The following is a 24465-nucleotide window of genomic DNA, read 5'->3' on the forward strand; positions in this document are numbered from 1 at the left end:
CTCGAATATTTTCAGCAGTGCGGCTGGCGATAGCATCGTCGCTTGCGACGAATTCTCAATCTTGCTGACGTGCACGCAGTCTGACGGCGCTGCTGCTATCGGACAGTGAGGCCGCGCTCAGTTGTCGGGCCCATGCCTGACTGCGCTGCTGCTCCAGGACCAGGGCCTCGCCCATGGGCAATTTGTAGCCGTCCCCAATCAGGCGTTTGTAGGCTTGTGCCATCTCCGGGGGCGCCGTGGCGATGTCCTTGGCCAAAGCGAAGGTTTGTTCATCCAAGGTGTCGTTGGGGACGCATCGGTTGATCAGCCCCCAGCGTTCTGCCTGGGCTGCACCCATGAAGTTGCCACTCATGGACAACTCCATGGCCCTGGCCTGACCGACAAGTCGACTCAACTTCTGTGAAAGCCCCCATCCTGGCAAGACGCCCATTCGCACATGGGTGTCGGCAAACCGGGCGCTGCTGCTGGCCAGAACCATGTCGCAAGCCAATGCCAGCTCCAAACCACCCGTGACGGCCACACCCTGAACGGCTGCGATGGTGGGCCAGGGCATGGCCGCCAGAGCGGCCACCGGATCGTTGTGCAGTCCCGAAAGCGGCAGCCCATGTGTGGACAGCTCTTTCAGGTCCAGTCCTGCGCAAAATGTCTGATTCGCGCCTCTCAACACCAGCACGCGAACGCGGCTGTCTTTGGCCAGCTGTTGCAACAACTGCACCAGCGCCTCACGCAGCGCACTGTTCAGTGCGTTCATGACCTCGGGCCGATTCAAGGTCACCGTGGCGATGCCGTGTTCGGATTGCTCCAGCAAAAGAATGTTTGACATCGTGAATCCTGTGGTGTTCGTGAAGGACCCAGTGTGCAGGACATTCAGCCTTTCAAATTCGTCGATTTGGACGACGTTCAAAAAAATCGGGGCGCACAAAATGACCCATCTCTTCATTTGAAAAGAAAAGACCATGGTTTCATACCGCATGCTGATCAACGGCCAGTTGGTAGACAGTCCGCAAACGCTTGACGTGTTGAACCCCGCAACCGAGGCGGTTTTGGCGACTGTGCCCGATTGCAGCATGGATCAATTGGATGCGGCCGTGGCAGCTGCCCGCCGCGCACAGCCTGCTTGGGCCGCTCAGGGCATCGAGGCGCGCCGCTTGCTGTTGCGCGAGATGATCCGTCGCATTGAGCCACGCGTCGCGCAATTGTCAGAACTTCTGACACAGGAGCAGGGCAAGCCTTTGACCATGGCCGCAGGTGAACTCAAAAGCATGCTGCGGTTCATGAAAGGGCTGAGTGAACAGACTTTGCCGGAATCGGTCAACGAGGACAGCGCGGTTCGTCGCAGTGTGACCCGGCGCATTCCGTTGGGCGTTGTTGCTGCTTTGTCGCCCTGGAATTTTCCGGCGTTGCTGTCCTGGTGGAAAGTCGTTCCGGCTTTGCTGACGGGCAATACGGTGGTGCTCAAGCCTTCGCCCATGACGCCTTTGACAGTTTTATCCATCGCCGAATGGATGGTCGATCTGTTCCCCCCTGGTGTGCTCAATGTGATCGTGGGCGGGGATGCGTTGGGCCCACGCCTGACGTCTCATCCGGGCATAGACAAGGTCAGTTTCACAGGGTCGACAGAGACCGGGCGTCGGGTCATGGCCGCAGGGGCCAGCACGCTCAAACGCCTGACGCTGGAGTTGGGGGGCAACGATGCGGCCATTGTGTTGCCAGATGTTGACCTGGCTAAAGCCGTGCCTCAGTTGTTCTGGTCAGCCTTTGCCAACAGTGGGCAGGTGTGCGTGGCGACCAAACGCCTGTATGTTCATCGTGATATCTACCAAGCCTTTGCCCAGGCGTTTGTGGCCTATGCGGCAACAATCAAAGTCGGACCTGGGCTGGATGCCAGCACACAGCTGGGGCCCGTGCAAAACAAACCGCAATACCTGCGCGTGCGCGCACTCATTGAGCACAGCCGTCAGGCGGGCCATCCCATCTTGTTTGAAGGCGACATCCCTGAGGGACCGGGGTATTTTGTGCCTGTCACGGTGTTCGATAACCCTCCGGATGACAGCCGTGTTGTGGCAGAAGAAGCATTTGGCCCAGTCCTGCCATTGCTGAGTTTTGATACGGTGGATGAAGCCATCCGCCGGGCCAATGCGTCCAGCTACGGTTTGGCCGGTTCTGTCTGGACGCGTAACCTCAATGAGGCCATCGACATTGCGCAAAGGTTGGAGACAGGCAATGTGTACATCAACGAATCGTTCTATCTTTCACCCAATGCGCCTTTTGCCGGTCACAAACAGTCAGGCTTTGGTGTCGAAATGGGGGAGGACGGCCTTTTGAGCTTCACGCAACCGCAAACCTTGATGATTCGCCAGGATCTGTTTTGAGCAGACCTTGCTCATGCTGCTTGTAGCAACATGCGCTGCAATTCCAGCAATTCTTGAGGCGTCAGTCCGATCGCACCGTGCAGGTACTCGCGCATGCCACCGTGCTGCGCGTCCACCGCCTCAAAGGCCGCATGCAAAAACTCCGGCTGCACTTGCCAGAGCACCTTCATCACATGGGCGTGGCCTTGGCCTTCCAGGCTGGGGTCGCGCCGGTACAGCTGGTTGGTGAGTAAATAGTCGTGCTCGATGGTGTCACGCTCAACGCCCAGCGCTGACAACAGCAGCGCTGCCGCAAAACCCGTGCGGTCTTTGCCTGCCGTGCAGTGAAACACCTGTGGTGTGGGCTGCTCCAGCAGATGCTTCATGAACCGCCCATACGTGCCTGCGTTGCGGTTCACAAAATCGCGGTAGGTCTCGCGCATCAGCTCCACCGTCTCTTCGGTGGTGGGCACGATGCCTTGGGCCACCAGCGCCTGCATGCGGGCGATCACGGTGGGCTCGATGGTCAGGGCCACACGCTGCACGCCCGGGATGTCGTAAGGCGTGGCGGTGTATTCGGCCACCCCCCGAAAGTCCAGACTGTGGCTCACCCCCAAGGCCTGCAAACGCGCCACATCGGCATCGCTCAGCCCCGCCAGATGGTCCGAGCGGAACACCTGACCACGGCGTACGCGTTGGCCGTTTGTCGTCGGGTAGCCGCCGACATCGCGGAAGTTGGAGGCGCCTTGCAGCAGAGCGGGGGTTACCGGGGTCATGGGGGCATCGTGGAGAAAAGAAGTCTCCATTGTCGTTGCCCCGCAGCGGCCAGCTTGTTGCTGCAGGCGACAAACCCCGCTTGGCCAAGGTGAAAGTGCGGGCATGCCCCTTTTGTGGCACACCGCTTGCTTGTCTTGGGCATGCACCTCGATTTGAACCCGCTCCAACCCGTCGGCCCGGGGGTCTCCAGCGCCTGGCGTGACCCCTTGGGCCTCATGCTGGCCTCCACAGGCGAGGGCGTGTTCGGGGTCGATCTGGAGGGGCTGTGTGTTTTCATCAACCCGGCCGGGGCCCGCATGATCGGTTTTGAACCGCAACAGGTGCTGGGGCAAAACATGCATGTGCTGACACACCATTCCCATGGTGATGGCGCGCATTACCCCATGGACGACTGCCCCATTTACAACGCCTTTCGGCGCGGCGAGCCCTGCCGCATCGACAGCGAAGTGTTCTGGCGCGCAGACGGCAGCAGCTTCCCGGTGGAGTATTCGAGTTACCCCGTCTTTGACCAGGGGCAGGTGCGTGGTGCGGTGGTCACGTTTGTGGACATCACCGAGCGCAAGCGGGCCGAAGACGCTTTGCACCAGGCCAAAAACGAACTGGAGGCGCGGGTGACCGAGCGCACCCGTGCGCTGGAAACGGCTTTGCAGCAGTTGCGTGAATTGGCCGCTTGGTCCGAGGCTGTGCGCGAAGAAGAGCGCACCCGCATTGCCCGCGAGGTGCACGACGAATTGGGCAGCTTGCTGGTGGCCCTGAAGATGGATGTGGGTTGGCTGGACAAGCGCTTGTCCGAGCAAGAGCAGCGGGCCTTTGAGGAGGCGCAAAGCATGCGTGAAAAGATGCGTGGCAAATGCCAGAACATGAGCCGCTTGATCGAAAACGCCGTGGTCAACGTGGGCCGCATCATCACCGACTTGCGCCCCAGCATCCTGGACCACCAGGGCCTGTGGGGGGCGCTGGAGTGGCAGGCGCAGGAGTTTGTGCAGTCGGCTGAACAACAACTCAAATGGTGCATGGAGGTCAACGAGCAGCGGGCGTTGCCCGAGCCCATGGCCATGGCCGTGTTCCGCATTTTTCAGGAAATGCTGAGCAACGTGGGCCGCCACGCTCAGGCCCGCACGGTGGATGTGGACATGGTCGAGCGCGAGGGCTGGCTGCACTTGTCCGTGGAAGACGATGGCTGCGGTGCCTTGCCACAGGTGTTTGAGTCACCGCAGGCCTACGGCATCCTGGGCATGCGTGAGCGGGCGCGGCACTTTGGCGGCGTGATCGACATCGACAGCCAACCCGGCAGGGGCACCCGCATGCGGCTGTCCATGCCCTTGCCCGTTCTTGAGACTGCGCCATGAGCGCGACAGTGCGCGTGCTGCTGGGCGACGACCACAAGATCGTGCGCGAAGGCCTGAAGATGGTGCTGGCCGATGACCCTTTGCTGCAAGTGGTGGCCGAAGCCGATACCGGCCCCGGCGTGTTGGACGCCGTGCAACAACTGCAAGGCCCGCAGGGCATCGACGTGGTCCTGCTCGACATCGCCATGCCGGGCATGGACGGGCTGGATGTGTTGCAGATCCTGCGTCGGGACTGGCCCGGCTTACCAGTGCTGATGCTCAGCACCTATCCGGAGAAACAATATGCGGTGCGTTGCATCCAATTGGGGGCCTCGGGTTACCTGAACAAAAGCACCGATCCCGATGACCTGATGGCGGCGCTGCGGCGTGTGGCGGCAGGCGGCATGCACGTCACGCCCACCACGGCCGAGGCGCTGGCCAGCCTGGTGAGCCAGGGCTGCACCAAAAGCGGGATTGAACTGCTCTCGCACCGTGAGCACCAGGTCTACCTTTTGTTGACGCAAGGCCACACCGTGACCGAAATTGGTGCGCAATTGAGTTTGGCCCCTAACACGGTGAGCACTTACCGTGCACGCATCCTGGAAAAGACGGGCACCAAGAACGATGTGGAACTGGCTTTGTACGCACAAAAAGTGACTTTGTCGTCCCGGGCGTAGACCCGGGGTCCATCGTCCAGCGCGGTCGTTTGCAAACGCCAGCGCCGCGCAGTGGATCCCGGATCAGAGTCCGGGATGACCGCAGCGACAGCTTCGCCCTGACATTTTCAAACTTCACAGGTCCGGGTCCACCGCAGCAGATGGGTGCTTGAACGCCAGTCGGGGCTGAAGCCACCGATCGCAAGCCGGTGGCGTCGGGGTTTTTTGTAGGGCCAGCCCTACACCGCGTCGACAAGCGCGGCACGAAATGAAGCTTTGCGCGCTCAATGGCATGCCCAAGCTGTTTTCTGGCCCGCAGCTTGCATGGAGACAGACATCTTCAACCCCGTGAGGCCGCCATGTCTGAATTCTTTGATCCGTACAACGCCGACCGCCCCTTGATGCTCAAGTGCAGCTGCGGCCGTGACCATTCACCTGCAGACCACCACGCCGAGGTGGCCGCCGATGCCGCCGCCGCCCAGCTGCGTGCCCGCTCGGAAACCGCTGAGTTCGAGGCCTACAGCCAGGAGTTCATCGAAGCCACCTTGGTCAAATCGCTGTTCCCGCAAGATGAAGAGCGCCGCATGTTCTTGCGCGCCGTAGGCAAGAAAACCGCCATGGCCGCCATTGCCAGCGTGTTGCCCGTGGCCAGCTTGCAGGCCATGGCGCAAAGCAAAGGCCCACTGGAAAAAACCAAGCTCAAGATCGGCTTCATTCCAATCACCTGCGCCACGCCACTCATCATGGCGCACCCCTTGGGCTTTTACCAAAAGCAAGGCTTGGAAGTCGAAGTCACCAAAACCGCAGGGTGGGCTTTGGTGCGCGACAAGATGATCAACAAGGAATACGACGCCTCGCATTTCCTCTCGCCCATGCCTCTGGCCATCAGCATGGGGCTGGGCTCGAATGCCACGCCCATGAACGTGGCCACGGTGCAAAACGTCAACGGCCAGGCCATCACACTGGCCATGAAGCACAAAGACAACCGCGACCCCAAAAACTGGAAGGGCTTCAAGTTTGGCGTGCCCTTTGACTACTCGATGCACAACTTTTTGCTGCGCTACTACCTGGCCGAAAACGGCATCAACCCCGACACCGATGTGCAGATCCGCGTGATCCCACCCGCTGAGATGGTGGCCAACTTGCGTGCGGGGAACATCGACGGTTTCCTGGGCCCCGATCCGTTCAACCAGCGTGCGGTGTTTGACGAAGTCGGCTTCATCCACATCCTGACCAAAGACTTGTGGAATGGTCACCCTTGCTGCGCCTTTGGTACCAGCACCGAGTTCATTCAAAAGAACCCCAACACCTTTGCTGCGCTGTACCGCGCTGTGCTCACGGCTGCGGCCATGGCGCGTCAAGCCGACAACCGTGAGTTGATCGCCAAGGTGATCGCACCTGCGCAGTACCTGAACCAGCCGGAAGCCGTGCTCAATCAGGTGCTGACAGGCAAGTTTGCCGACGGTCTGGGCAAAGTCATGAACGTGCCCGACCGCGCTGACTTTGACCCCATGCCTTGGCAGAGCATGGCGGTGTGGATGCTCACGCAAATGAAGCGCTGGGGTTATGTGAAGGGCGATGTGAACTACAAACAAATCGCCGAAAAGGTGTTCCTGATCACCGATGCGCGCAAGCACATGAAAGACCTGGGCCAGCCCTTCACCGCAGGCCCTGCCTATGCCAAGCACACCATCATGGGCAAGCCCTTTGATGCCGCCAAGCCTGAGGAATACCTCAAGAGCTTTGCGATCAACAAGATGGGTTGATCCACATGAAGACCTCTCACCTCAATTTGCGAGCGGCCATGGTGTCGCTGCTCATGTTCCTGGTGTTTCTGGGCGCGTGGCAACTGTCGGCCACCGCACCGTCGGTGGCCGGTGCGTCCAAGGCGGGCATGACGGCCGATGAAATCGAGTACCAGAAGATGATGGGCAAGGACCCGGGTGCGGTCAAAAGCATGGGCTTTCCGCCGCCGCTCGAAGTGGGCAAAGCCATCGTCGGGCATCTGTCGGATCCGTTTTATGACAAAGGCCCCAACGACAAGGGCATTGGCATTCAACTGGCGCATTCGCTGGGCCGCGTGGGCTTGGGTTTTTTGCTGGCCGTGCTGGTGGCGCTGCCCGTGGGTTTCATGATTGGCATGTCGCCGCTCATGCGCAAAGCGTTTGACCCCTTTGTGCAGGTGCTCAAGCCCATCAGCCCCTTGGCCTGGATGCCCTTGGCGCTGTACACGCTGAAAGACTCGGAGGTCAGCGGCATTTTCGTGATCTTCATCTGCTCGGTCTGGCCCATGCTGATCAACACCGCCTTTGGTGTGGCTGCGGTCAAACGTGACTGGCTCAACGTGGCGAGCACGCTGGAAGTGCGTCCTTTGCGCAAAGCGTTTCAGGTGATCTTGCCAGCGGCGGCGCCGACCATCGTCACCGGCATGCGCATCAGCATGGGCATCGCCTGGCTGGTGATCGTGGCAGCCGAAATGTTGGTGGGCGGCACTGGCGTGGGTTACTTCGTGTGGAACGAGTGGAACAACCTGTCTCTGGTCAATGTGATCTTTGCGGTGCTGGTGATTGGTGTGGTCGGCATGTTGCTGGACCTGGCTTTTGCCCAAGTGCAAAAGGCGGTGACCTATGTGGAGTGAAACCACTGAACGCGAGCTGATCGCGCCTTTGCCCACCGACATTTTTGCACCCCAACCCAAGGCCAAAGCCATGAACGCTTTCCTCAAAATTGAAAAACTGGGCAAGTCCTACCAAAGCGAAAAGCCGGTTTTTGCAGACGTGAACTTCACCATCGACAAGGGTGAGTTTGTTTGCATCATCGGCCACTCGGGCTGCGGCAAGACCACCATCCTTAACGTGTTGGCTGGCCTGGATACGGCCAGTGAGGGTCACGCTTTCATGGACGGCCGCGAGATCGCAGGCCCCAGCCTGGAACGCGGTGTGGTGTTCCAAAGCCACGCGCTCATGCCTTGGCTCACCGTGCGGCAAAACATCGCGTTTGCCGTCAAGTCCAAATGGCCTGAATGGAAGACGCCGCAAATCAATGTGCATGTGGAAAAGCATGTCGGCATGGTGGGTTTGTTGCACGCCATCGACAAAAAACCGAGCCAGCTGTCGGGCGGCATGAAGCAGCGCGTGGGCATCGCCCGGGCCTTTGCCATCCAGCCCAAGATGCTGTTGCTCGACGAGCCCTTTGGTGCACTCGATGCGCTCACGCGCGGCACGATTCAGGACGAACTGATGAGCATCGTGCGCCAGACGCAGCAGACGGTCTTCATGATCACGCACGACGTGGACGAAGCGATTTTGTTGTCGGACCGCATCTTGCTCATGAGCAACGGCAACGAGTCGGGTGGCAGTTATGTGCCCGGTGGATTGGCCGAAGTGGTGGTCAACCCGCTGCCGCGCGAACGCACCCGCGCCCAGCTGCACCACCTGCCCGGCTACTACGACATGCGCAACCACATCGTCGATTTTTTGGTGTCACGCGCCAAAGCACATTGAATTGTTTCATCCCTGATTTTTCATCAACCCCCTCAAGAGGTCTTTCATGAACCGTTTAGAAGTCACCGAAAAAATCATCTCCACCAAAGTGGCCAAAGGCATCAAGTGGAGCGACGTCGCCGAGAAAGTCGGCCTGTCCAAAGAATGGGTCACCGCTGGGTGCCTGGGCCAAATGACCTTTGACGCCAAGCAAGCCAAAGTCATCGGCAAGATCTTTGGCTTGACGGCCGACGAGATCAAATGGCTGCAAGTCGTGCCCTACAAAGGCTCCCTGCCCAGCCAGGTGCCCACTGACCCGCTGATCTACCGCTGGTACGAAATCGTGAGCGTGTACGGCACCACCATCAAAGAACTGATCCACGAAGAGTTCGGCGACGGCATCATGAGCGCCATCGACTTCAGCATGGACATCGTGCGCCAGCCCGACCCCAAAGGCGACCGCGTGAACGTGGTGCTGTCGGGCAAATTCTTGCCTTACAAGCAGTATTGAGCTGCTTGCCCTGCGGGGCACCAAAAAGCCGTGGTGAACATCGTCCACCACGGCTTTTTGCTGTGGGCAGATCAGTGCAAGGACAAAGGCAGCGAAGTGGTTTTCACGCGCACCACCGCATCGCGCACGGTGTAAGGCTGGGCGCAGGGCTGCTCGGCGTTGTCCGGCCAATGCGCCTCGCGCTGGCAAGCACAGACCAAGGCGGCTGTCAGCGTTTGGGCTTGGCGCAAGATCGGCTCGATGAAGCGGCTGGACTGGCCGTTCACGCTGATGCAGTCGCCCAGGGCGTAGATGTGGGGCATGCTGGTTTGCAGGGTTTGCGCATCCACGGCGATGCCGTTTTGCCAGTCCAGCCCCGCGCTGCGCGCCAAGCGGGTGGGCGTGACCAAACCGGTGGCAGCAATCACCTGATCGGCCAGCACGACTTGCCCGTCGCTGGTGCGCAGTTGGTACTGCGCGCCTTGGCGCTGCAAGTCTTGCAGTTGCATTGCGCCCATGAAGTGGATGGGCAAGCCAGACCAAGCGGCCAGCAAGGGCTCGCCCGCTTGGTCGGCTGGCCAGCGGGCCAGGGGCCGCGCTTGGGTGTCGATGAGTGTCACGCGGTGTCCGCCCAGGGCCAAGTCGTTGGCCAATTCGCTGCCAATCAAACCGGCCCCCACGATGGCCACATGCTGGGGCTTGGCACCCAGCGCGGCTTGAAAGCGCTGGTAAGCCTGCAGGTGGTTGATGCGCCAGCACAGGTCGGCGCGCAAGGGCGCAGGCAATGCGGCTTCGGCCCCATGTGCCAGTACCAGTTGGGCGTAAGGCACGGGCCCATGGGTGGTGCGCAGCGTGCGGCTTTCGGTGCAGATGTGCAGCGCTTGCGTGTGCGCCAACAGCCGCACTTGCCAGCGCGCTGCGGCCTCGGCGCCGGTTTCCTTCACCATCGTTTGGGGCTTGATGTGTCGTGCCATGGCCACCGACAGCAGGGGTTTGTCGTACACGTCTCCAGCGCAAGCCGTGACCAAGGTGATGGGGGTGTTGGGCAATTGGGCGCGCAGGTTTTGCACCAGTTGCCAGCCTGCCTTGCCCGCCCCCACCACCACGATGCCGGGCGCTGAGCGTGGGGCCGACAAGTGCGCGCTGGCTTGGCAAGTTGCGCTGTTTTTGAGGGCGCTCAGGTCTGGCGCCACATAAAACTCAAAGTCTGACTTGGTCACGCCGCACAAAGGGCATGCCCAGTCCTCGGGGATGTCGGCAAAGCGCGTGCCCGCCAGCAGGCCGCTGTCGGGGTCGCCTTCTTCTTCGTTGTAGATGTAGCCGCAGGCGTGGCAAATGTAGAGCTGCCAAGCCGCGTCGGCGGGCAGCACAAGTGGGGTGTCGTTCATGCGGGCATCTCCTGGGCGCTCAGTCGGGTCATCTCTTTGCGCAAATGCTTGATGGCGGGCGTGACGATGGCCACAAACTGCGCTTCGCGCACACGGCGCTGCACTTCAGACTGCATCAGGTAACCCCGCGCGCCTTGGTGCATCAAGGCCGAGTTGGCAGCGCGCAAGGACAGTTCGGCCCCGTGGCTGCGGGCGTCCAGCACGTTGATGAAATAGTCGGTCGAGGTGTCGAAAGGCGTTTCGGCCAGCTTCATGATGCGGGCCACCAGCGCGTCCAATTCGGCTTGCAAATCGGCCGGCCGGTCTTCGAGGTATTGGTTCACATGGCCCAATTGGCCTTCGACGGTCCACATGCTGTCGATGGCACCCTGAACAATGCCGGCCGCCATGCCGCACTGCAGTAGCACAAAGCCGCCGCGAATGCGCGCGATCAAGGGCTTGGCTGGGTCGGCCACCAGATCGTCGCTGCCAACGAACAGGTCTTTGCAATGCACACTGAATGTGCCGGTGCCTTCCATGCCCGAGAACTCGGGGCAGGCTTTGAGCGTGACCCCAGGCGCATCGCAGCGCAGCATGAACATGATCTCGCGGCTGGCCCCCACATCGTTCGTCGCCACGGCAGCAATTGCGCCGAAGTAATGGTCGGCGGCCAGGTTGCTGACCCAGGGCAGGGTGCCGTTGATGCGGTAACCGCCCTCAACGGGTGTGGCCTTGAGCAGCAAGGCTTCGATTTGCGCGAAGCTTTTCATCGGGTTGGACAAGCCGGTGCCGCCCAGCGTGTCGCCGCGCACATGGCGCGCCAGGCGTTCGCCTTGCAGCGCCGGATTGCCCGAAGCCTGCATGTACAGCCCGGCCACGGATTGGCACCACATCATGAAACCTGTGGCCCCACACACCTTCGATGCTTCGGCCATGGCCGCAATGGCCAGGCCATAGTCGCCCGGTGTGCCGTCGGCTTTGGGCAAGTGGGCGCTCATGGCCCCTGCGGTTGCCAGCTGTTTCAGCACGGACTCGGGGTAGGTGCCTCGGTCAATTGCATAGGCCTGTTGCGCCAAGGGTCCTTGGGCGATGGCACGTACCGCGCTGAGGAGCGGGATGGAAGGGGTGGCCAGTACAGGGGGCAGGTTGGCGGGATTCATAAAAAGCTCCAATGGGGGGCGCTCTTGATCAGAGCGGGGGCTGAACGGGGATGAATGCTTCAACAGGTGCGGCTTGCGCCTGTTGCACCGCTTCAGGCCATCGAGATTTCGAAGGGGATCGGGTTGCGCATGCTGTTGGCCACGGGCGAGTAAAAGTTGGCGTGTTGCACGATCTCGTCCAGCACTTCGCGTGGTGCGTCACCTTCGACCAGCACCTTCACGCGGATGGCCTGAAAGCCCATTTGGTGTGGCGTCATCTCCAGTGCACCGCCCGCCCCCCAGGCTGCGGGGTTGCCAATGTCGCCTTCCAGAAAGACTTCGAGTTTGCTGAGCTTGACGCCCTTCCAGGTGGCCACGGCGGTCACGCCCACGGCGATGCATCCGCCCAGGCCCGACAGCACGATCTCGCCGGGTGCTGGGGCGGTGTCTTCGCCAAACAGGTGCAGCGGCTCGTCCACCACCACGGTGTGCTTGTCGCCAACAGAAGACAAGGAGCGGTACTGGCCTTCCATGACGGTGTGAACCTTGTTGGTGCCGCGCCGCGCCGGGTTGGCTTTGCCGCCTGCGGCAAATGTGGCCAGGCCTTGGGCGTCGATGGGGCGCAAACAGGCTTTGACGGTGGTGGGGGTGTCGAGGGTGGCAGCTTCGGTCATGGCAAATCCTTGGGCGTTGAGGGTTGAAAAACAGGGCATCCAGCGATGCCTGTGCCCATGACTTTGCAAAGGCCGTGCCAGGGATGGGGGTGGGCAGTTGATTGCGTGTTTGAAGCACGCAAGTGCTTGATATGAAAGGATTTTCAGCTGCCAAGATGCTGCAAGCCGTGCGCCCTCACCACCGCTCTTGGATGCCGTGGACCCAGGGTTTGGACATTGTGTTGACAATGTGTAAACACAATGTACGGTCAGCGCAAACCGGCTTTGCGCAGGCGGTAGGCAAACTGCCGCAAAGTCAACCCCAAGCTCTGGGCGGCGCGAGACTGGTTGCCCTGGTGTTGCGCCAGGGCTTGCTGCAAGACCTGCACCGTGTGGGAGTGCGCGTTTTCGTAAGCCCGCACGCCCAGCGACGCCGTGCCAGCGGGTTCGGGTGCTCGATGCTGTCCAGCGGGCAATGGCGTGGAGGGCATCATTGCCGGTGACATGGTCGGTGCCATGGCTGGCGTGGCCCAGGCTTGCGGCAAATAGGGCTGCAATTGCTCGGGTGTGAGCAAGGTTTGATCGGCCAACAGCACCATGCGCTCGATGCAGTTGCCCAACTCGCGGATGTTGCCGGGCCAAGGATGCTGCGTCAGCGTGTCCAGCGCCTCGGGGCTGAGGTACACGTTTTTCTGGTGCGCCTGGTTGGCGCGGTTCACAAAGTGCAAGGCCAGCTCGCGGATGTCGCCGGGGCGCTCGGCCAGCGATGGCAGCCGGATCGGGATCACGTTCAGGCGGTAGTACAGGTCTTGCCGAAAGCGCCCGGCTTGCACTTCGGCCGCCAGGTCGCGGTTGGTGGCCGCCACCAGGCGTACATTGACTTGGACTTCGCGCTGGCTGCCCAGCCGCACCACGGTACCTTCTTGCAAGGTGCGCAGCAGCTTGGACTGCAAGGTCAAGGGCAGCTCCCCGATTTCGTCCAAAAAAATGGTGCCACCGTGTGCCTGCTCGAACCAGCCGGGCCGGGCCTGGTTGGCCCCGGTGAAGGCACCACGCTCATGGCCAAACAGCTCCGACTCGAACAAGGTGTCCGGAATCGCTGAGCAATTGACCTTGATGAACGGCTGCGTTGATCGCGGGCTGGCCAGGTGCACGGCCCGCGCAAACAGCTCTTTGCCCGTGCCTGACTGGCCCAGCAGCAGCACCGTGGCTTGCGATTGCGATACCCGCTCCAACTCGGACAAAGCCTGCAACAAAGGGGGCGAGCTGCCGATCAGCCCATACCGTGCGGCATGTGTGCTGAGCGCCTGCGACAAGGCCGCGTTGCGCGCCCGCAAGTGCCGTGTCTGCTCATTGACCAACTGCTCCATGTGCAGCACCTGCCCCGCCAAAGTGGCCAGCACTTTCAGCACGGCCAAGTCGTCGTTTAAATGCCGCTGACGGCTGCGGATGCGGTGGCAACCGAGCACGCCCACGGTGCTGGTGCCCAAGGTGATGGGCAAGGCCAGATACGCCACGGTCTCGTTGGGAAACTGCACTGGGCTGACCGAGCGGAACAAAAACAGCGGCTCGTGCGCAATGTCCTGAACAATCGAAGGCAAGCCGCTTTGCAGTACCCGCCCGGTGATGCCTTCGCCTTCGGCATACACCCCCCGTCGCATTTCCATGGCCGTCAAGCCATAGGCGAGGCGAATCGATGCGGTGTGACTTGACGGATGTGGATCGCCAGGGACAGGGGTGTCGCGTAGCACCACGCGCCCCCGGTTCAAGCCCAGCAACTCACTCATCAAATGCAGCATCTCGCGCAGCACCTCGCCCGAAGACAGGCTGCGCCCCACCCATTTCATGACCTCGCGCATGAGCAACAGCTCTTGCTCGCGCCAGTGCGCATCGGTCGGGGAGGGGGCTGAAATGGGGGCGGTGGGCATGCTTTGCAGGCAAGCAAGCTTTGGACCAGGGGGGCGATGGCCAAGCAATGTGGCAACCTGGCCGATGGGTTTGAATTTCACCCGGTTAAAATCCAGCCTTCCCCAAGGAGCGTTGCAGCCTGCCTCTACCCATGAGCATGCAGGTCAGGCTTGGGGCCTTCAATTCCTGATTGTTTTGCACAACGACGCTCACCTGTAAGCCCAAGGTGAGCCTGTGTCTGTTGTCGCGTCTTCCATCGTGTCTGTTCCCCCCATGAAGTTGTCCGGTCTGGAGCCTGTCTCCATCGGCGAGGGGTCGCTGTTCGTCAACGTGGGTGAGCGCACCAACGTGACCGGCTCCAAGGCCTTTGCCCGCATGATCTTGAACGGCGAGTACGAGCAGGCTTTGGCCGTGGCGCGTCAGCAGGTCGAAAACGGTGCGCAGGTGATCGACGTGAACATGGACGAAGCCATGCTCGACAGCCAGGCGGCCATGGTGCGGTTTTTGAACCTGATGGCCGGGGAGCCCGACATCGCCCGCGTGCCGGTGATGGTGGATTCGAGCAAATGGACGGTGATCGAAGCCGGTCTGCGCTGCATCCAGGGCAAGGGCATCGTCAACTCGATCAGCATGAAAGAGGGCGTGGAAGAGTTCAAACGCCAGGCCAAGCTGGTCAAGCGCTATGGTGCAGCCGCCGTGGTGATGGCGTTTGACGAAAAAGGCCAGGCCGACACCTACGAACGCAAGATCGAAATTTGCGAGCGCGCTTACCGTGTGCTGGTCGATGAGGTGGACTTCCCGCCCGAAGACATCATTTTTGACCCCAACATTTTTGCCATCGCCACCGGCATCGAAGAGCACAACAACTACGCGGTGGACTTCATCGAAGCCACGCGCTGGATCAAGCAACACCTGCCGGGCGCCAAGGTGTCGGGCGGCGTGTCCAACGTGTCTTTCAGCTTCCGAGGCAACGACCCGGTGCGCGAAGCGATCCACACCGTGTTCCTGTACCACGCCATTCAGGCGGGCATGGACATGGGCATCGTCAACGCGGGCATGGTCGGTGTGTACGACGACCTGGAGCCCACGCTGCGCGAGCGTGTCGAAGACGTGGTGCTCAATCGCCGCCCTGACGCAGGCGAGCGCTTGGTCGAAGTCGCCGACAGCGCCAAAGGCGCAGCCAAAGACGAGTCCACCAAACTGGCCTGGCGCGGCACATCCGATGCGCCTGTGGGCGTGGCGCAGCGCCTGAGTCATTCGCTGGTGCACGGCATCACCGACTTCATTACCGAGGACACCGAAGAGGCCTACCGCGAAATTTTGGCCAAGGGTGGCCGCCCACTGCATGTGATCGAAGGCCCGCTGATGGACGGCATGAACGTGGTCGGTGACCTGTTCGGCCAGGGCAAGATGTTCTTGCCGCAGGTGGTCAAGAGCGCCCGCGTGATGAAGCAGGCCGTGGCGCATTTGCTGCCCTACATCGAGGCCGAAAAACTCGCCAAGGAAGCGGCGGGCGAAGACGTGAAGGCCAAGGGCAAGATCGTGATCGCCACCGTCAAGGGCGACGTGCACGACATCGGCAAGAACATTGTCACGGTGGTCTTGCAGTGCAACAACTTTGAAGTGGTGAACATGGGCGTGATGGTGCCCTGCCACGAAATCTTGGCCAAGGCCAAAGAAGAAAACGCCGACATCATTGGCCTGTCGGGCCTGATCACGCCCAGCCTGGAAGAGATGCAGTACGTGGCCGCTGAGATGGAAAAAGACCCGTACTTCCGCGAGCGCCAGATGCCGCTGCTGATCGGCGGTGCCACCTGCAGTCGCGTGCACACCGCTGTGAAGATCGCGCCCAACTACTCAGGCCCTGTCGTCTATGTGCCCGATGCCTCGCGCAGCGTGAGCGTGGCACAAGGCCTCTTGTCTGAGCAAGCCGCCAACTACATCGCCGAGCTGAACGCCGACTACGCCAAGGTGCGCGAGCAGCACGCCAATAAAAAGCAGACCCCCATGTGGACGCTGGCGCAGGCCCGCGCCAACAAGACGCCGATCGATTGGTCGCAAGGCGTACCCGCTGCGCCCAAGTTCACAGGTCGGCGCGTGTTCAAGAACTACGACTTGGCCGAGATCGCGCAATACATCGACTGGGGTCCGTTCTTTCAGACCTGGGATTTGGCCGGGCCTTTCCCCGCCATCCTCGACGACGAGGTGGTGGGCGAGCAGGCGCGCAAGGTGTATGCCGATGGCCAGGCCATGCTGCAAAAAATCATCGACGGCCGCTGGGTCACGGCCAACGCCGTGCTGGGGCTGTACCCCGCCAACAGCGTTCATGATGACGACATCGCGCTCTACACCGACGAGTCGCGCCAGCAGGTCGCCATGACCTGGCGCGGCCTGCGTCAGCAGACCGAAAAGCACATGATCGACGGGGTCATGCGCCCCAGCCGCTGCCTCGCCGACTTCGTCGCACCGCAAGGCACAGCACCAGACCATGTGGGCGTGTTCGCTGTCACCGCAGGCATTGGCGCCGACAAACGTGCCGCCGCTTTTGAAGCCGCGCACGACGACTACAGCGCCATCATGCTCAAGTCACTGGCCGACCGCCTGGCCGAAGCGCTGGCCGAGTGCCTGCACAAAAAAGTGCGCACCGACCTGTGGGGTTACGCGTCAACCGAGGCGCTGAGCAACGAAGACCTGATCGCCGAAAAATACCAGGGCATCCGCCCCGCACCCGGCTACCCCGCTTGCCCCGACCACAGCGCCAAACAGGCCATGTTCGACTTGTTGCAATGCGAAGACATCGGCATGGGCCTGACCGAAAGCCTGGCCATGACGCCTGCAGCCAGCGTGAGCGGCTTTTACATCGCGCACCCCGAGGCGCAGTATTTCAACGTCGGCAAAGTGGGCGATGACCAGGTGCAAGACCTCGCGCAGCGCAGCGGCGTGGAAGTCAAAGACCTGCAACGCCTGTTGGCCCCCAACCTGTAAACACCATGCAACACATCTGGACGGCTTGCGGCCACCAACACCTGAGCCCCAACGAGCGGGGTTGGCTGGTGCCCAGTCCAGACTATTGGCGGCTGTGGCTGCAGCGCCCTGAAATGGCGCTGGTGCCCGAGTCGTGCAAGGAAGAAATTCGCTTGCACAAAGCGCTGCTGGAGGCGCCGCTGATGCAGGTTGCCCCCGCGAGTCTCAAAGCCTTCAAGGACGAAGATGCGCGCGAAAACTACGCGCTGTTCTTGCGTTTCCGCGACGATGTGGAAAACGCAGGTTCGCTGGAGTCGGCCTACATGGGCTGGATGAAAAGCGGTCACATCCAGCTGCCGCCCTTGTTCATCGATCTGGTGGTGCAGGCCATCGTGTGCCAGGTGCTCAGCGACGTGGACGATGCCTGGGTCTGGCGTGCCGCCGAGCTGCTGTTCAGACGCCAACGCATCACCGTGCGCGATGGCCGTGTGCTGTCGGGCGACAGCGACACGCTCGACACCTTGCAAGCCACCGGTGGCCTGGGCGAGATGGGCCGCTTGTTGATGGAAGGCGGTGCGCCGCTCAAGGCGGTTGATGTGAAGGTGCTGCACCAGGACAACGAAGATCGTTACCTGACGCAGCGCGAAGGCCTCGGCCGCTATGCCTTCTTGCTCGACATGACGCACGAAATCCAGAACGAATTGCCGCACGGCTTGATCTTGAAAATGGTCAATGCCCGCTCAGGCCTCAAAGCCCTGGCCACCGTGCTGAGCCGCTGGGTGCAACATTTCCTGGGTCTGTCGGTCAAGATCGAGCCGGTGCAAAAAGTCGATGACCCAGCTTGGCGCTGGCATGTGGGCCTGGACGTTACGGCCACCGCTTTGCTCAATGATTTGTACCAAGGCCATGAGCTGGACGCCCAACGGCAGCAACAACTCATCAGCCTGTTCACGCTGCGTTTTGACCACCCGCAAGACATGCGTGCCGAGGTGCAAGGCAAGCCGGTTTATTTGGGCCTGGCCATGAATGATCAGAGTTTGCTCAAACTCAAACCGCAAAACCTCTTGCTCAATTTGCCTTTGGCCGCTTCGGTCTGAGTGCGGCCCCGCGCATCACCAGCGCAAGCAGCGTGACCCCAAGACAGCGCCCAGCAGGCCGACAGCGACGATGCCCGCCACGTACCAGAGGCTGAAAAAAGCAAAGCTGGTTTCGGTGCAATGCAAAGAGTAAATGCTGGCCGCCAGGCTGCCAGCCATCACCCCGGCTATGGCACCGGTCAGCGCAGGGCGTGTGGGGGCCAGTTGGTCCAGGGCCCAGAGCAAAGCGCCCAGCACCGGCAAGGACAAGAGCGCAATATTGACCGAGCACACTTGCCACGAAGCGCCCATCCACTGTGCGCTCCGCTCAGCTGCATCGGCTTGCCAGGACTGCACCAGCCCCAGGCTGAGCATGGCCAGCCACGACAAGCCCAGCCCCGTCCAGGTGTGCCCGGCCTTCATGCCAGGGCGTGACAGGCGCAACAAACCATAGACGCTGAACCCCATCAAGGACAGCAGCCACAGCATCTTGACGATGAAGGCCGGGCGCATGGACATCTCCTGAAGTTGGGGGTTGATGCCCCACAGGCCGGCCATCAGCGCGGCACAGGCCAGGCCACCGATCAGCACCGGGCGTGTCAGTTGTTGCCGCGCAGGCAAGCGGGTTTGCAGCGTGTCGCTGGCCAGCAAACCGATCAGGTCTTGTGTTTTCATTTTTGAACTCCCCATTTCGCCATCAAGGTTTTCAGGCCCCGATGGATGTTGACTTTGACCGAGGCTTCGCTTTGTCCGGTGCGCTCGGCGGTTTCGCTGATTGAAAGTCCCTGCAAGCGTGTGTGTTCGATGGCCTCACGCTGCTTGGCAGGCAGCTCGGCCAGCACCTGTTCCAGATCGCGCTGGGTATCGCTGGCCTCGTGTTCACCTTCCACCAGCAATGTTTCGCTCCAGTCATCGATGTCCTCATGCAAGCTTTCGCGGCGACCGTGCGCACGCAAGTGGTCCACCCATTTGTAGCGTGCAATCGCATACGCCCAGGCCGTCAGCGGCTGATCGCTTTGGTAGGTGTGGCGCTTTTGGTGGATGGCCATCAGGATTTCTTGCACCAGGTCCTCGACATCGCTCAGGCGTGATTGCAGACGGTTTCGCAAAAAGCCGCGCAGGTAGCCACTGAGCAAGGTCAGTGCACGTTCATAGCAAGCGCTGTCTCCGTTCAGAGACCGCATCCAAAGGCCATGCAATTGGGTTTCGAGGGTGGCCAGGCTTTCGCTCATGTCGTGAGTTCGTGTTGGGAGTCGAAAAAGTTACAGATACAAAAAGAAACAAGTCCGTCTGGTTTTACGTAACTTTGGAATGCATTGAGGCGGATTACACCATGACCGCCACGGACAAGGAGCACTTCGACATCGTGTTCGAGCAGTCACTTCCAACCTTTCAACTTCTGGAGATTTTTCATGAACAAGCAACAACTGATCACCCTCGCTTTGGGTTCCGCATTCGCCGCTGTGGCCGCATTGCCCGCACAAGCCGCTGGCAACCCCTTTGCTGCCAAGACCCTGGACGCTGGCTACCAAGTCGCTCAGGCCGACATGAAGGCCAAAGACGGCAAATGCGGCGAAGCCAAGTGCGGCGCTGACAAAAAAGGCGCAACCAAGGCCAAAGACGGCAAGTGCGGCGAAGCCAAGTGCGGTGCCGACAAGAAAGCCAAAGAAGGCTCTTGCGGTGGCGACAAAAAGAAAGACGCTTCTTGCGGCGCCAAGAAGTCTTGATCCAAGGCTGAACTCGTCGGCGAATGTCCTGCACACCGCGCTGTGCCGAGCATTCGCTGACGCCCCATTTCTACAAGGCGATGAACATGGCTCTTACACCTTTGAATCCAGCCGGTCTGGGCTTTCGCCGCGAGCTGATCCCGGCATTGCAACAAGCGGTGCCACCCGAGATTGGCTTTTTTGAAATCGCCCCCGAAAACTGGGCCGGTATGGGCGGGCGATCGGCCCATACCTTGCGCGCCTTCACCGAGCGCCACCCTTTTGTGTGCCACGGCCTGTCGCTGTCACTGGGCGGCCCCGGTGCACTCGACGAAACCCTGCTGCGCCGCACCCGCGACTTCATGCGCACGCACGGCATCACCCTGTTCACCGAACACCTGTCTTGGTGCGCTGACGACAGCCACCTGTATGACTTGTTGCCGATTCCCATGACCGAAGAAGCAGTCCGCTACACCGCCGAGCGCATCGCTCGCGCACAAGACATTCTGGGCATGCGCATCGGCGTGGAAAACGCGTCCACCTACATCGCCCCGCCCGGTGCCGAAATGACCGAAGCCGAATTCGTGCGTGCCGTGGTTGAGCAAGCCGACTGCCTGCTGCACCTGGACGTGAACAACATCTACGTCAACAGCCGCAACTTTGGCTTTGACCCGCACGCCTACCTGCGCCAACTGCCGCTGGAGCGCACCTGCTATGTGCATGTGGCGGGCCACTATGTGGAAGACGATGGCCTGCTCGTGGACACCCACGGCAGCGATGTGATCGACCCCGTCTGGCAATTGCTGAGCGAAGCCTATGCCCACATCGGTCACGCCGTGCCCACCTGCCTGGAGCGCGACTTCAACATCCCCGATCTGCCCACGATCACGCAAGAGGTGGCGCAGATCACGCGCTTGCAGCAAGCCGCTTTTGGCGAGCAAGCCACCCCACAGCGGCGGGTGGCCTGATGCTGGCGTTCCAAGAATTTCAGCACGCGCTGGCCGCTCACCTGCGCGACCCGCACCACATGCGCCGGCCAGCCGGTGTGCCCGCCCGTCGCATGGCGGTTTACAACGAGCTGCTGTTCAACAATGTGTGTGGTTTCGTGGACAGCTGCTTTCCGGTATGCCGACAGCTGCTGGGCGAGTCGCGCTGGCGCAGGCTGTGCCGCACCTTCTACCGCGACTGGCCCTCGCACACACCCTGGTTTCGCGAGATCCCGCGTGAGTTTGTGCGCTACCTCCAAGAGGCCCACATCGCCCAGCCGCTGCCGCGCTGGCTGGCCGATCTGGCCCATTACGAATGGGCCGAGCTCGCGGTCGATGTGATGGACGTCACGCCCGTGGTGCACCAGCCGCAGGGCGACTTGATGCAAAGTCGCGTGGTGCTCAACCCGGCGCGTGTCGATGTGGCCAGCGAATGGCCCGTGCACCGCATCGGCCCGGCCTGGCAACCGCGCCAGACCGAGCCGACCTTTCTGGTCGTCTTTCGCGACGCCGAGCACCAAGTGCAGTTCAGTGAAATCAATGCCGTCACCGCCCGCGTGCTGGCGCTGCTGGACGAAGGCCGCACCGGACAAGAGGCGTTTGAACAACTGGCCCATGAGATGGCCCACCCGGACCCGCAAGCCCTGATGGGCTTTGGGCTGCAACTGCTCACCAGCCTGCGCGAGCAAGGCCTTGTTTTAGGAGCACAACCATGAACCGCTTTACATACTTGGCCCGTCAAGGCCTCAACACACTTGACCATATGGGCCTGTGGATCGGCCTGCTCAGCGTTCGCCTGTTGCTGGCTTGGGAGTTTGGTGAAGCCGGTTTTGAAAAGCTGCACGGCAGCAACTGGTTTGCCGACATTCAGGACCAATTTCCCTGGCCCTTCAAGCTGATCCCGGCCGACATCAACTGGGCGCTGGCCACGGGCTTCGAAGTTGTTGGTGCCATCGCCTTGTTGGTGGGCTTGGGCACGCGATTTTTCTCGGCTTCACTCATTGTGCTGACCACCGTAGCCATGCTCAGCGTGCACTGGCCCGAGTCCTGGTCCACCCTGGGGGAGTTGTGGCAAGGCTATGCCCTGACCGATAAAGGCCACGGCAACTTCAAGCTGCCCCTGATCTACATCGCCATGCTGCTGCCCCTGGTGTTCGTGGGGCCGGGGCGCTTGTCGCTGGATGCGCTGGTGCGCAAACTTTGGCCTTGAATGGTCTACAGTCGGTGGGGTGCGTCTTGTGGCGCGTTCCATCGCTGTACCCCATGTCCCAATTTATCAACCTCAGCCAGTCAGGGTTTCAAGCCGCCGTTTCACAAGGCATCGGTCGCAGGCAGCTTTTGCTGTTGGGCGCAGCCGCACTGAGCCCGTCAATCGTTCACGCTGCCAGCAGCTGGCCCGACACCGTGCGCGCTGCACGCGGCCAAACCGTTTACTTCAACGCCTGGGCGGGCAGCGAGCGCATCAACGCTTACCTGCAATGGGCGGCCGGCGAGTTGCAGCGCGACTTTGGCGTCAAGTTGCAGCACGTCAAGATCAGCGACGCGGCCGATGTGGTCAAGCGCGTTCGCGCCGAAAAGCAAGCGGGGCGCAAAGACACCGAAGGCACGGTGGACCTCATCTGGATCAATGGCGAAAACTTTGCAGCCATGAAACGCGATGCTTTGTTGTCTGCGCCCTTTGCTCAAACCCTGCCCAACTTCCAGTGGGTGGACACAGCCGGCAAGCCCACCACGCTGGTGGATTTTTCGGTGCCCACCGACGGGCTCGAGTCGCCCTGGGGCATGGCGCAGCTCACGTTTTTTGCCGATGCCAAACGCCTGCCCCAACTGCCGCAAAGCATGGCCGAACTGCTGGCCCTGGCCCGCAGCCAACCGGGGCGCATCACCTACCCGCGCCCGCCCAACTTCCATGGCACCACCTTCGTCAAGCAGGCCCTGATCGAGCACGCGCCGGATGTGAAAGTGCTGGCCCAGCCCGTGACGGCTGCCGCACTGGAAGCGCAAGCCGCGCCGCTGTGGCGCTTTTTGGATGCGCTGCATCCGCACCTGTGGCGCGGGGGCAAACAGTTCCCGCAAAACTCGGCCGCGCAGCGTCAGATGATGGCCGACGGTGAGTTGCTGCTGGCCTTGACTTTCAACCCCAACGAAGCGGCCAACGAGATCGCCGCCAAGCGCCTGAGCGCCACGGTGCAAAGCTGGCAGTTCGCCAAAGGCACCATTGGCAACACGCACTTTGTGGCCATCCCCTACAACGCGCCCAGCAAAGCGGGCGCACAAGTCGTGGCCAACTTTTTGCTCTCGCCCGCCGCGCAAGCTCGCAAGGCCGACATCGATGTGTGGGGTGACCCCACCGTGCTCGATGTGGCGCGCCTGCCTGCCGCTGACCGCGCACGCTTTCAGTCCACGCCCCACGCCGGGCAAGTGCGCCAAAGCGCTCCGGCCTTGCCCGAACCCCATGCCTCGTGGGTCGAGGCGCTTGAAAAAGAATGGACCCGCCGCTACGGAGTGTGACACGTCGCTGCGCAAAAAACGGTCATTCCGAATTTAAAGCGCGTCATGCCTGGCACGCTTCATTGTCATCCCGGGTCTTCGCGCGGGATGACGACAGCAGGGCCGTCCCTTCAGCACCCCTTAGGGTTAACATCAGCGCTCACCAATATGGTTAGCCCACGCAGACCGCGCCGCTTCTGGCCCTGCCCTGCACCCCCGGCCCTTCATGCCCCGCAAGCATTCTTTTCCTGCCGTTCTTTTCACGCTGGCCTTGCACTCGCTGGCTTTGGCGTGGGCCATGGGCTGGGTCTTCAAACCTTCGGATACGCCACCCCTGCCTAAAACCAAAACCACGGTGGTGTCTCTGAACCTGCTCAAGCCAACGGACCTGCCGCAGCGCGAGCCCATCCAGCGCAAGCCCATCACCGCCCCGACCCAGCAACCCGCCCCGGCTTTGCCGCCGGTCACCACCACGCCCGCAGCGCCAACCACCCAGCCCAATGCGCCCCGCGCCACCATGGCCGCACCCCCGCCGCCCACGGCCGAAGAATGGGCCTTTGCCGCCGGTTACACCAACAAGAACAGCAAGGGCTACCGCTACAGCTGGGGCCAGCAAGTGCGCAGCATGATGGGCACCGCCGTGGAAGGCCCCGACCAAGGCTTTGTGCGCTTTCGCATCGAGATCGCACCCAACGGCACGCTGGTGCAACTGCAAACGCTGTGGACCACCTCGCCCGTGGCCGAAAAACTGGCGCGTCAGGCCATACACAACATGCCCCCGCTGCCGCCCACACCCACCGGCAAACCGCTGGTGTTTGAGAAAACCATTTCGTTTTCGCCCTTCGCCAGCGATGGCCCGCCGCTGTACAAAGACGATTGCCTGCCCGACCCGCCGGTGTTCCGCAACCCCTTTGCCTGGGACGGCAAATCGCCGCAAGTGGCCCAAGCCCCGGTGCAGGCGGCACTGCCCGATCCGCAAGCGCTGGCCGACTGCTTGCGCCAACTGCCCAAAGACTCGATCGAGGCCGAAAGTGCCCACGACCGCAGGCTGATGGAGCAATGGGGCTCTGGTCAACTCAAGCGCTGAATTTC

The 24465-nt window shown here is 61.4% G+C and carries 23 protein-coding genes and 1 riboswitch; of the genes, 15 read left to right on the top strand and 8 right to left on the bottom strand.

Annotation, left to right across the window (positions count from 1 at the left end):
* Positions 1-55: 55 nt before the first annotated feature.
* Complete coding sequence (locus Q1W40_RS06075; protein ID WP_300709958.1) at positions 56-823, bottom strand: enoyl-CoA hydratase; 768 nt, start codon at positions 821-823, stop codon at positions 56-58.
* 133 nt (positions 824-956) lie between these two features.
* On the opposite strand from Q1W40_RS06075, the gene Q1W40_RS06080 reads away from it, so the two are divergent.
* A complete protein-coding gene (locus Q1W40_RS06080; RefSeq protein ID WP_300709960.1) occupies positions 957-2372 on the top strand; it encodes an aldehyde dehydrogenase family protein in 1416 nt (471 codons plus the stop codon).
* Between the two features lie 11 nt (positions 2373-2383).
* Here the strand turns inward: Q1W40_RS06080 and Q1W40_RS06085 are convergent, their stop codons facing one another.
* Positions 2384-3127 carry a tyrosine-protein phosphatase gene (locus Q1W40_RS06085; RefSeq protein WP_300709961.1) on the bottom strand — a complete coding sequence of 248 codons (744 nt, stop codon included), beginning with the start codon at positions 3125-3127 and terminating at the stop codon, positions 2384-2386.
* Positions 3128-3268: 141 nt separating this feature from the next.
* Between Q1W40_RS06085 and Q1W40_RS06090 the strand changes: the two genes are divergently transcribed.
* The 6 genes from Q1W40_RS06090 (at position 3269) to cynS (ending at position 9105) form a co-directional block, all read left to right on the top strand.
* Positions 3269-4477, top strand: coding sequence for a PAS domain S-box protein (locus Q1W40_RS06090; protein WP_300709963.1), 1209 nt, complete (start codon positions 3269-3271; stop codon positions 4475-4477).
* Positions 4474-5133, top strand: a complete 660-nt coding sequence (locus Q1W40_RS06095) for a response regulator transcription factor (RefSeq protein ID WP_300709964.1) — start codon at positions 4474-4476, stop codon at positions 5131-5133. The genes Q1W40_RS06090 and Q1W40_RS06095 overlap by 4 nt, the downstream gene beginning before the upstream one ends.
* Positions 5134-5471: 338 nt before the next feature.
* Positions 5472-6878 carry a CmpA/NrtA family ABC transporter substrate-binding protein gene (locus Q1W40_RS06100; RefSeq protein WP_300709966.1) on the top strand — a complete coding sequence of 469 codons (1407 nt, stop codon included), beginning with the start codon at positions 5472-5474 and terminating at the stop codon, positions 6876-6878.
* Between the two features lie 5 nt (positions 6879-6883).
* The gene (gene ntrB, locus Q1W40_RS06105; RefSeq protein WP_300709967.1) at positions 6884-7750 is read left to right on the top strand and encodes a nitrate ABC transporter permease; all 867 of its coding nucleotides are present in this window, start codon (positions 6884-6886) and stop codon (positions 7748-7750) included.
* Positions 7740-8615, top strand: a complete 876-nt coding sequence (locus Q1W40_RS06110) for an ABC transporter ATP-binding protein (protein ID WP_300709969.1) — start codon at positions 7740-7742, stop codon at positions 8613-8615. The genes ntrB and Q1W40_RS06110 overlap by 11 nt, the downstream gene beginning before the upstream one ends.
* 46 nt (positions 8616-8661) lie before the next feature.
* On the top strand, positions 8662-9105 hold the full coding sequence (gene cynS, locus Q1W40_RS06115; protein ID WP_108413457.1) for a cyanase: 444 nt from the start codon (positions 8662-8664) through the stop codon (positions 9103-9105).
* A gap of 71 nt (positions 9106-9176) precedes the next feature.
* On the opposite strand, the gene Q1W40_RS06120 is transcribed toward cynS, so the two are convergent.
* The 4 genes from Q1W40_RS06120 to Q1W40_RS06135 form a co-directional block, all read right to left on the bottom strand.
* A complete protein-coding gene (locus Q1W40_RS06120; protein ID WP_300709972.1) occupies positions 9177-10472 on the bottom strand; it encodes an FAD-dependent oxidoreductase in 1296 nt (431 codons plus the stop codon).
* Positions 10469-11611 (bottom strand): acyl-CoA dehydrogenase family protein, encoded by a 1143-nt coding sequence (locus Q1W40_RS06125; protein WP_300709974.1) that lies wholly within the window; start codon positions 11609-11611, stop codon positions 10469-10471. The genes Q1W40_RS06120 and Q1W40_RS06125 overlap by 4 nt, the downstream gene beginning before the upstream one ends.
* A gap of 92 nt (positions 11612-11703) precedes the next feature.
* Complete coding sequence (locus Q1W40_RS06130) at positions 11704-12264, bottom strand: OsmC family protein (protein ID WP_300709976.1); 561 nt, start codon at positions 12262-12264, stop codon at positions 11704-11706.
* A gap of 248 nt (positions 12265-12512) precedes the next feature.
* Positions 12513-14171 (bottom strand): sigma 54-interacting transcriptional regulator, encoded by a 1659-nt coding sequence (locus Q1W40_RS06135; protein WP_300709978.1) that lies wholly within the window; start codon positions 14169-14171, stop codon positions 12513-12515.
* Between the two features lie 98 nt (positions 14172-14269).
* Positions 14270-14369: riboswitch (S-adenosyl-L-homocysteine riboswitch) on the top strand.
* A 55-nt stretch (positions 14370-14424) separates the two neighbouring features.
* On the opposite strand from Q1W40_RS06135, the gene metH reads away from it, so the two are divergent.
* Positions 14425-17136: a methionine synthase gene (gene metH, locus Q1W40_RS06140; protein WP_300709980.1), complete on the top strand. Its 2712-nt coding sequence runs from the start codon at positions 14425-14427 to the stop codon at positions 17134-17136.
* Positions 17137-17141: 5 nt separating this feature from the next.
* A complete protein-coding gene (locus tag Q1W40_RS06145) occupies positions 17142-18212 on the top strand; it encodes a DUF6352 family protein (protein ID WP_300709983.1) in 1071 nt (356 codons plus the stop codon).
* Positions 18213-18227: 15 nt separating this feature from the next.
* On the opposite strand, the gene Q1W40_RS06150 is transcribed toward Q1W40_RS06145, so the two are convergent.
* A complete protein-coding gene (locus Q1W40_RS06150) occupies positions 18228-18866 on the bottom strand; it encodes a DUF1109 domain-containing protein (protein WP_300709985.1) in 639 nt (212 codons plus the stop codon).
* Complete coding sequence (locus Q1W40_RS06155; RefSeq protein ID WP_300709987.1) at positions 18863-19423, bottom strand: sigma-70 family RNA polymerase sigma factor; 561 nt, start codon at positions 19421-19423, stop codon at positions 18863-18865. The genes Q1W40_RS06150 and Q1W40_RS06155 overlap by 4 nt, the downstream gene beginning before the upstream one ends.
* Before the next feature lie 180 nt (positions 19424-19603).
* On the opposite strand from Q1W40_RS06155, the gene Q1W40_RS06160 reads away from it, so the two are divergent.
* From Q1W40_RS06160 to Q1W40_RS06185, 6 genes are all read left to right on the top strand, one after another.
* A complete protein-coding gene (locus tag Q1W40_RS06160) occupies positions 19604-19918 on the top strand; it encodes a hypothetical protein (protein WP_300709989.1) in 315 nt (104 codons plus the stop codon).
* 86 nt (positions 19919-20004) lie between these two features.
* The gene (locus Q1W40_RS06165) at positions 20005-20865 is read left to right on the top strand and encodes a DUF692 domain-containing protein (RefSeq protein WP_300709991.1); all 861 of its coding nucleotides are present in this window, start codon (positions 20005-20007) and stop codon (positions 20863-20865) included.
* Positions 20865-21599 carry a putative DNA-binding domain-containing protein gene (locus Q1W40_RS06170; protein WP_300709993.1) on the top strand — a complete coding sequence of 245 codons (735 nt, stop codon included), beginning with the start codon at positions 20865-20867 and terminating at the stop codon, positions 21597-21599. Before Q1W40_RS06165 ends, Q1W40_RS06170 begins: the two co-directional genes overlap by 1 nt.
* Entirely contained in the window at positions 21596-22093 is a 498-nt protein-coding gene (locus tag Q1W40_RS06175) for a DoxX family protein (RefSeq protein WP_300709995.1), read from the top strand. The genes Q1W40_RS06170 and Q1W40_RS06175 overlap by 4 nt, the downstream gene beginning before the upstream one ends.
* 53 nt (positions 22094-22146) lie before the next feature.
* Positions 22147-23394, top strand: a complete 1248-nt coding sequence (locus tag Q1W40_RS06180; RefSeq protein WP_300709997.1) for an ABC transporter substrate-binding protein — start codon at positions 22147-22149, stop codon at positions 23392-23394.
* A 205-nt stretch (positions 23395-23599) separates the two neighbouring features.
* Positions 23600-24460 carry an energy transducer TonB gene (locus Q1W40_RS06185; RefSeq protein ID WP_300709999.1) on the top strand — a complete coding sequence of 287 codons (861 nt, stop codon included), beginning with the start codon at positions 23600-23602 and terminating at the stop codon, positions 24458-24460.
* Positions 24461-24465: the final 5 nt, after the last annotated feature.

The organism is Limnohabitans sp. (assembly GCF_030158565.1).
Lineage (GTDB): Bacteria > Pseudomonadota > Gammaproteobacteria > Burkholderiales > Burkholderiaceae_C > Limnohabitans_A.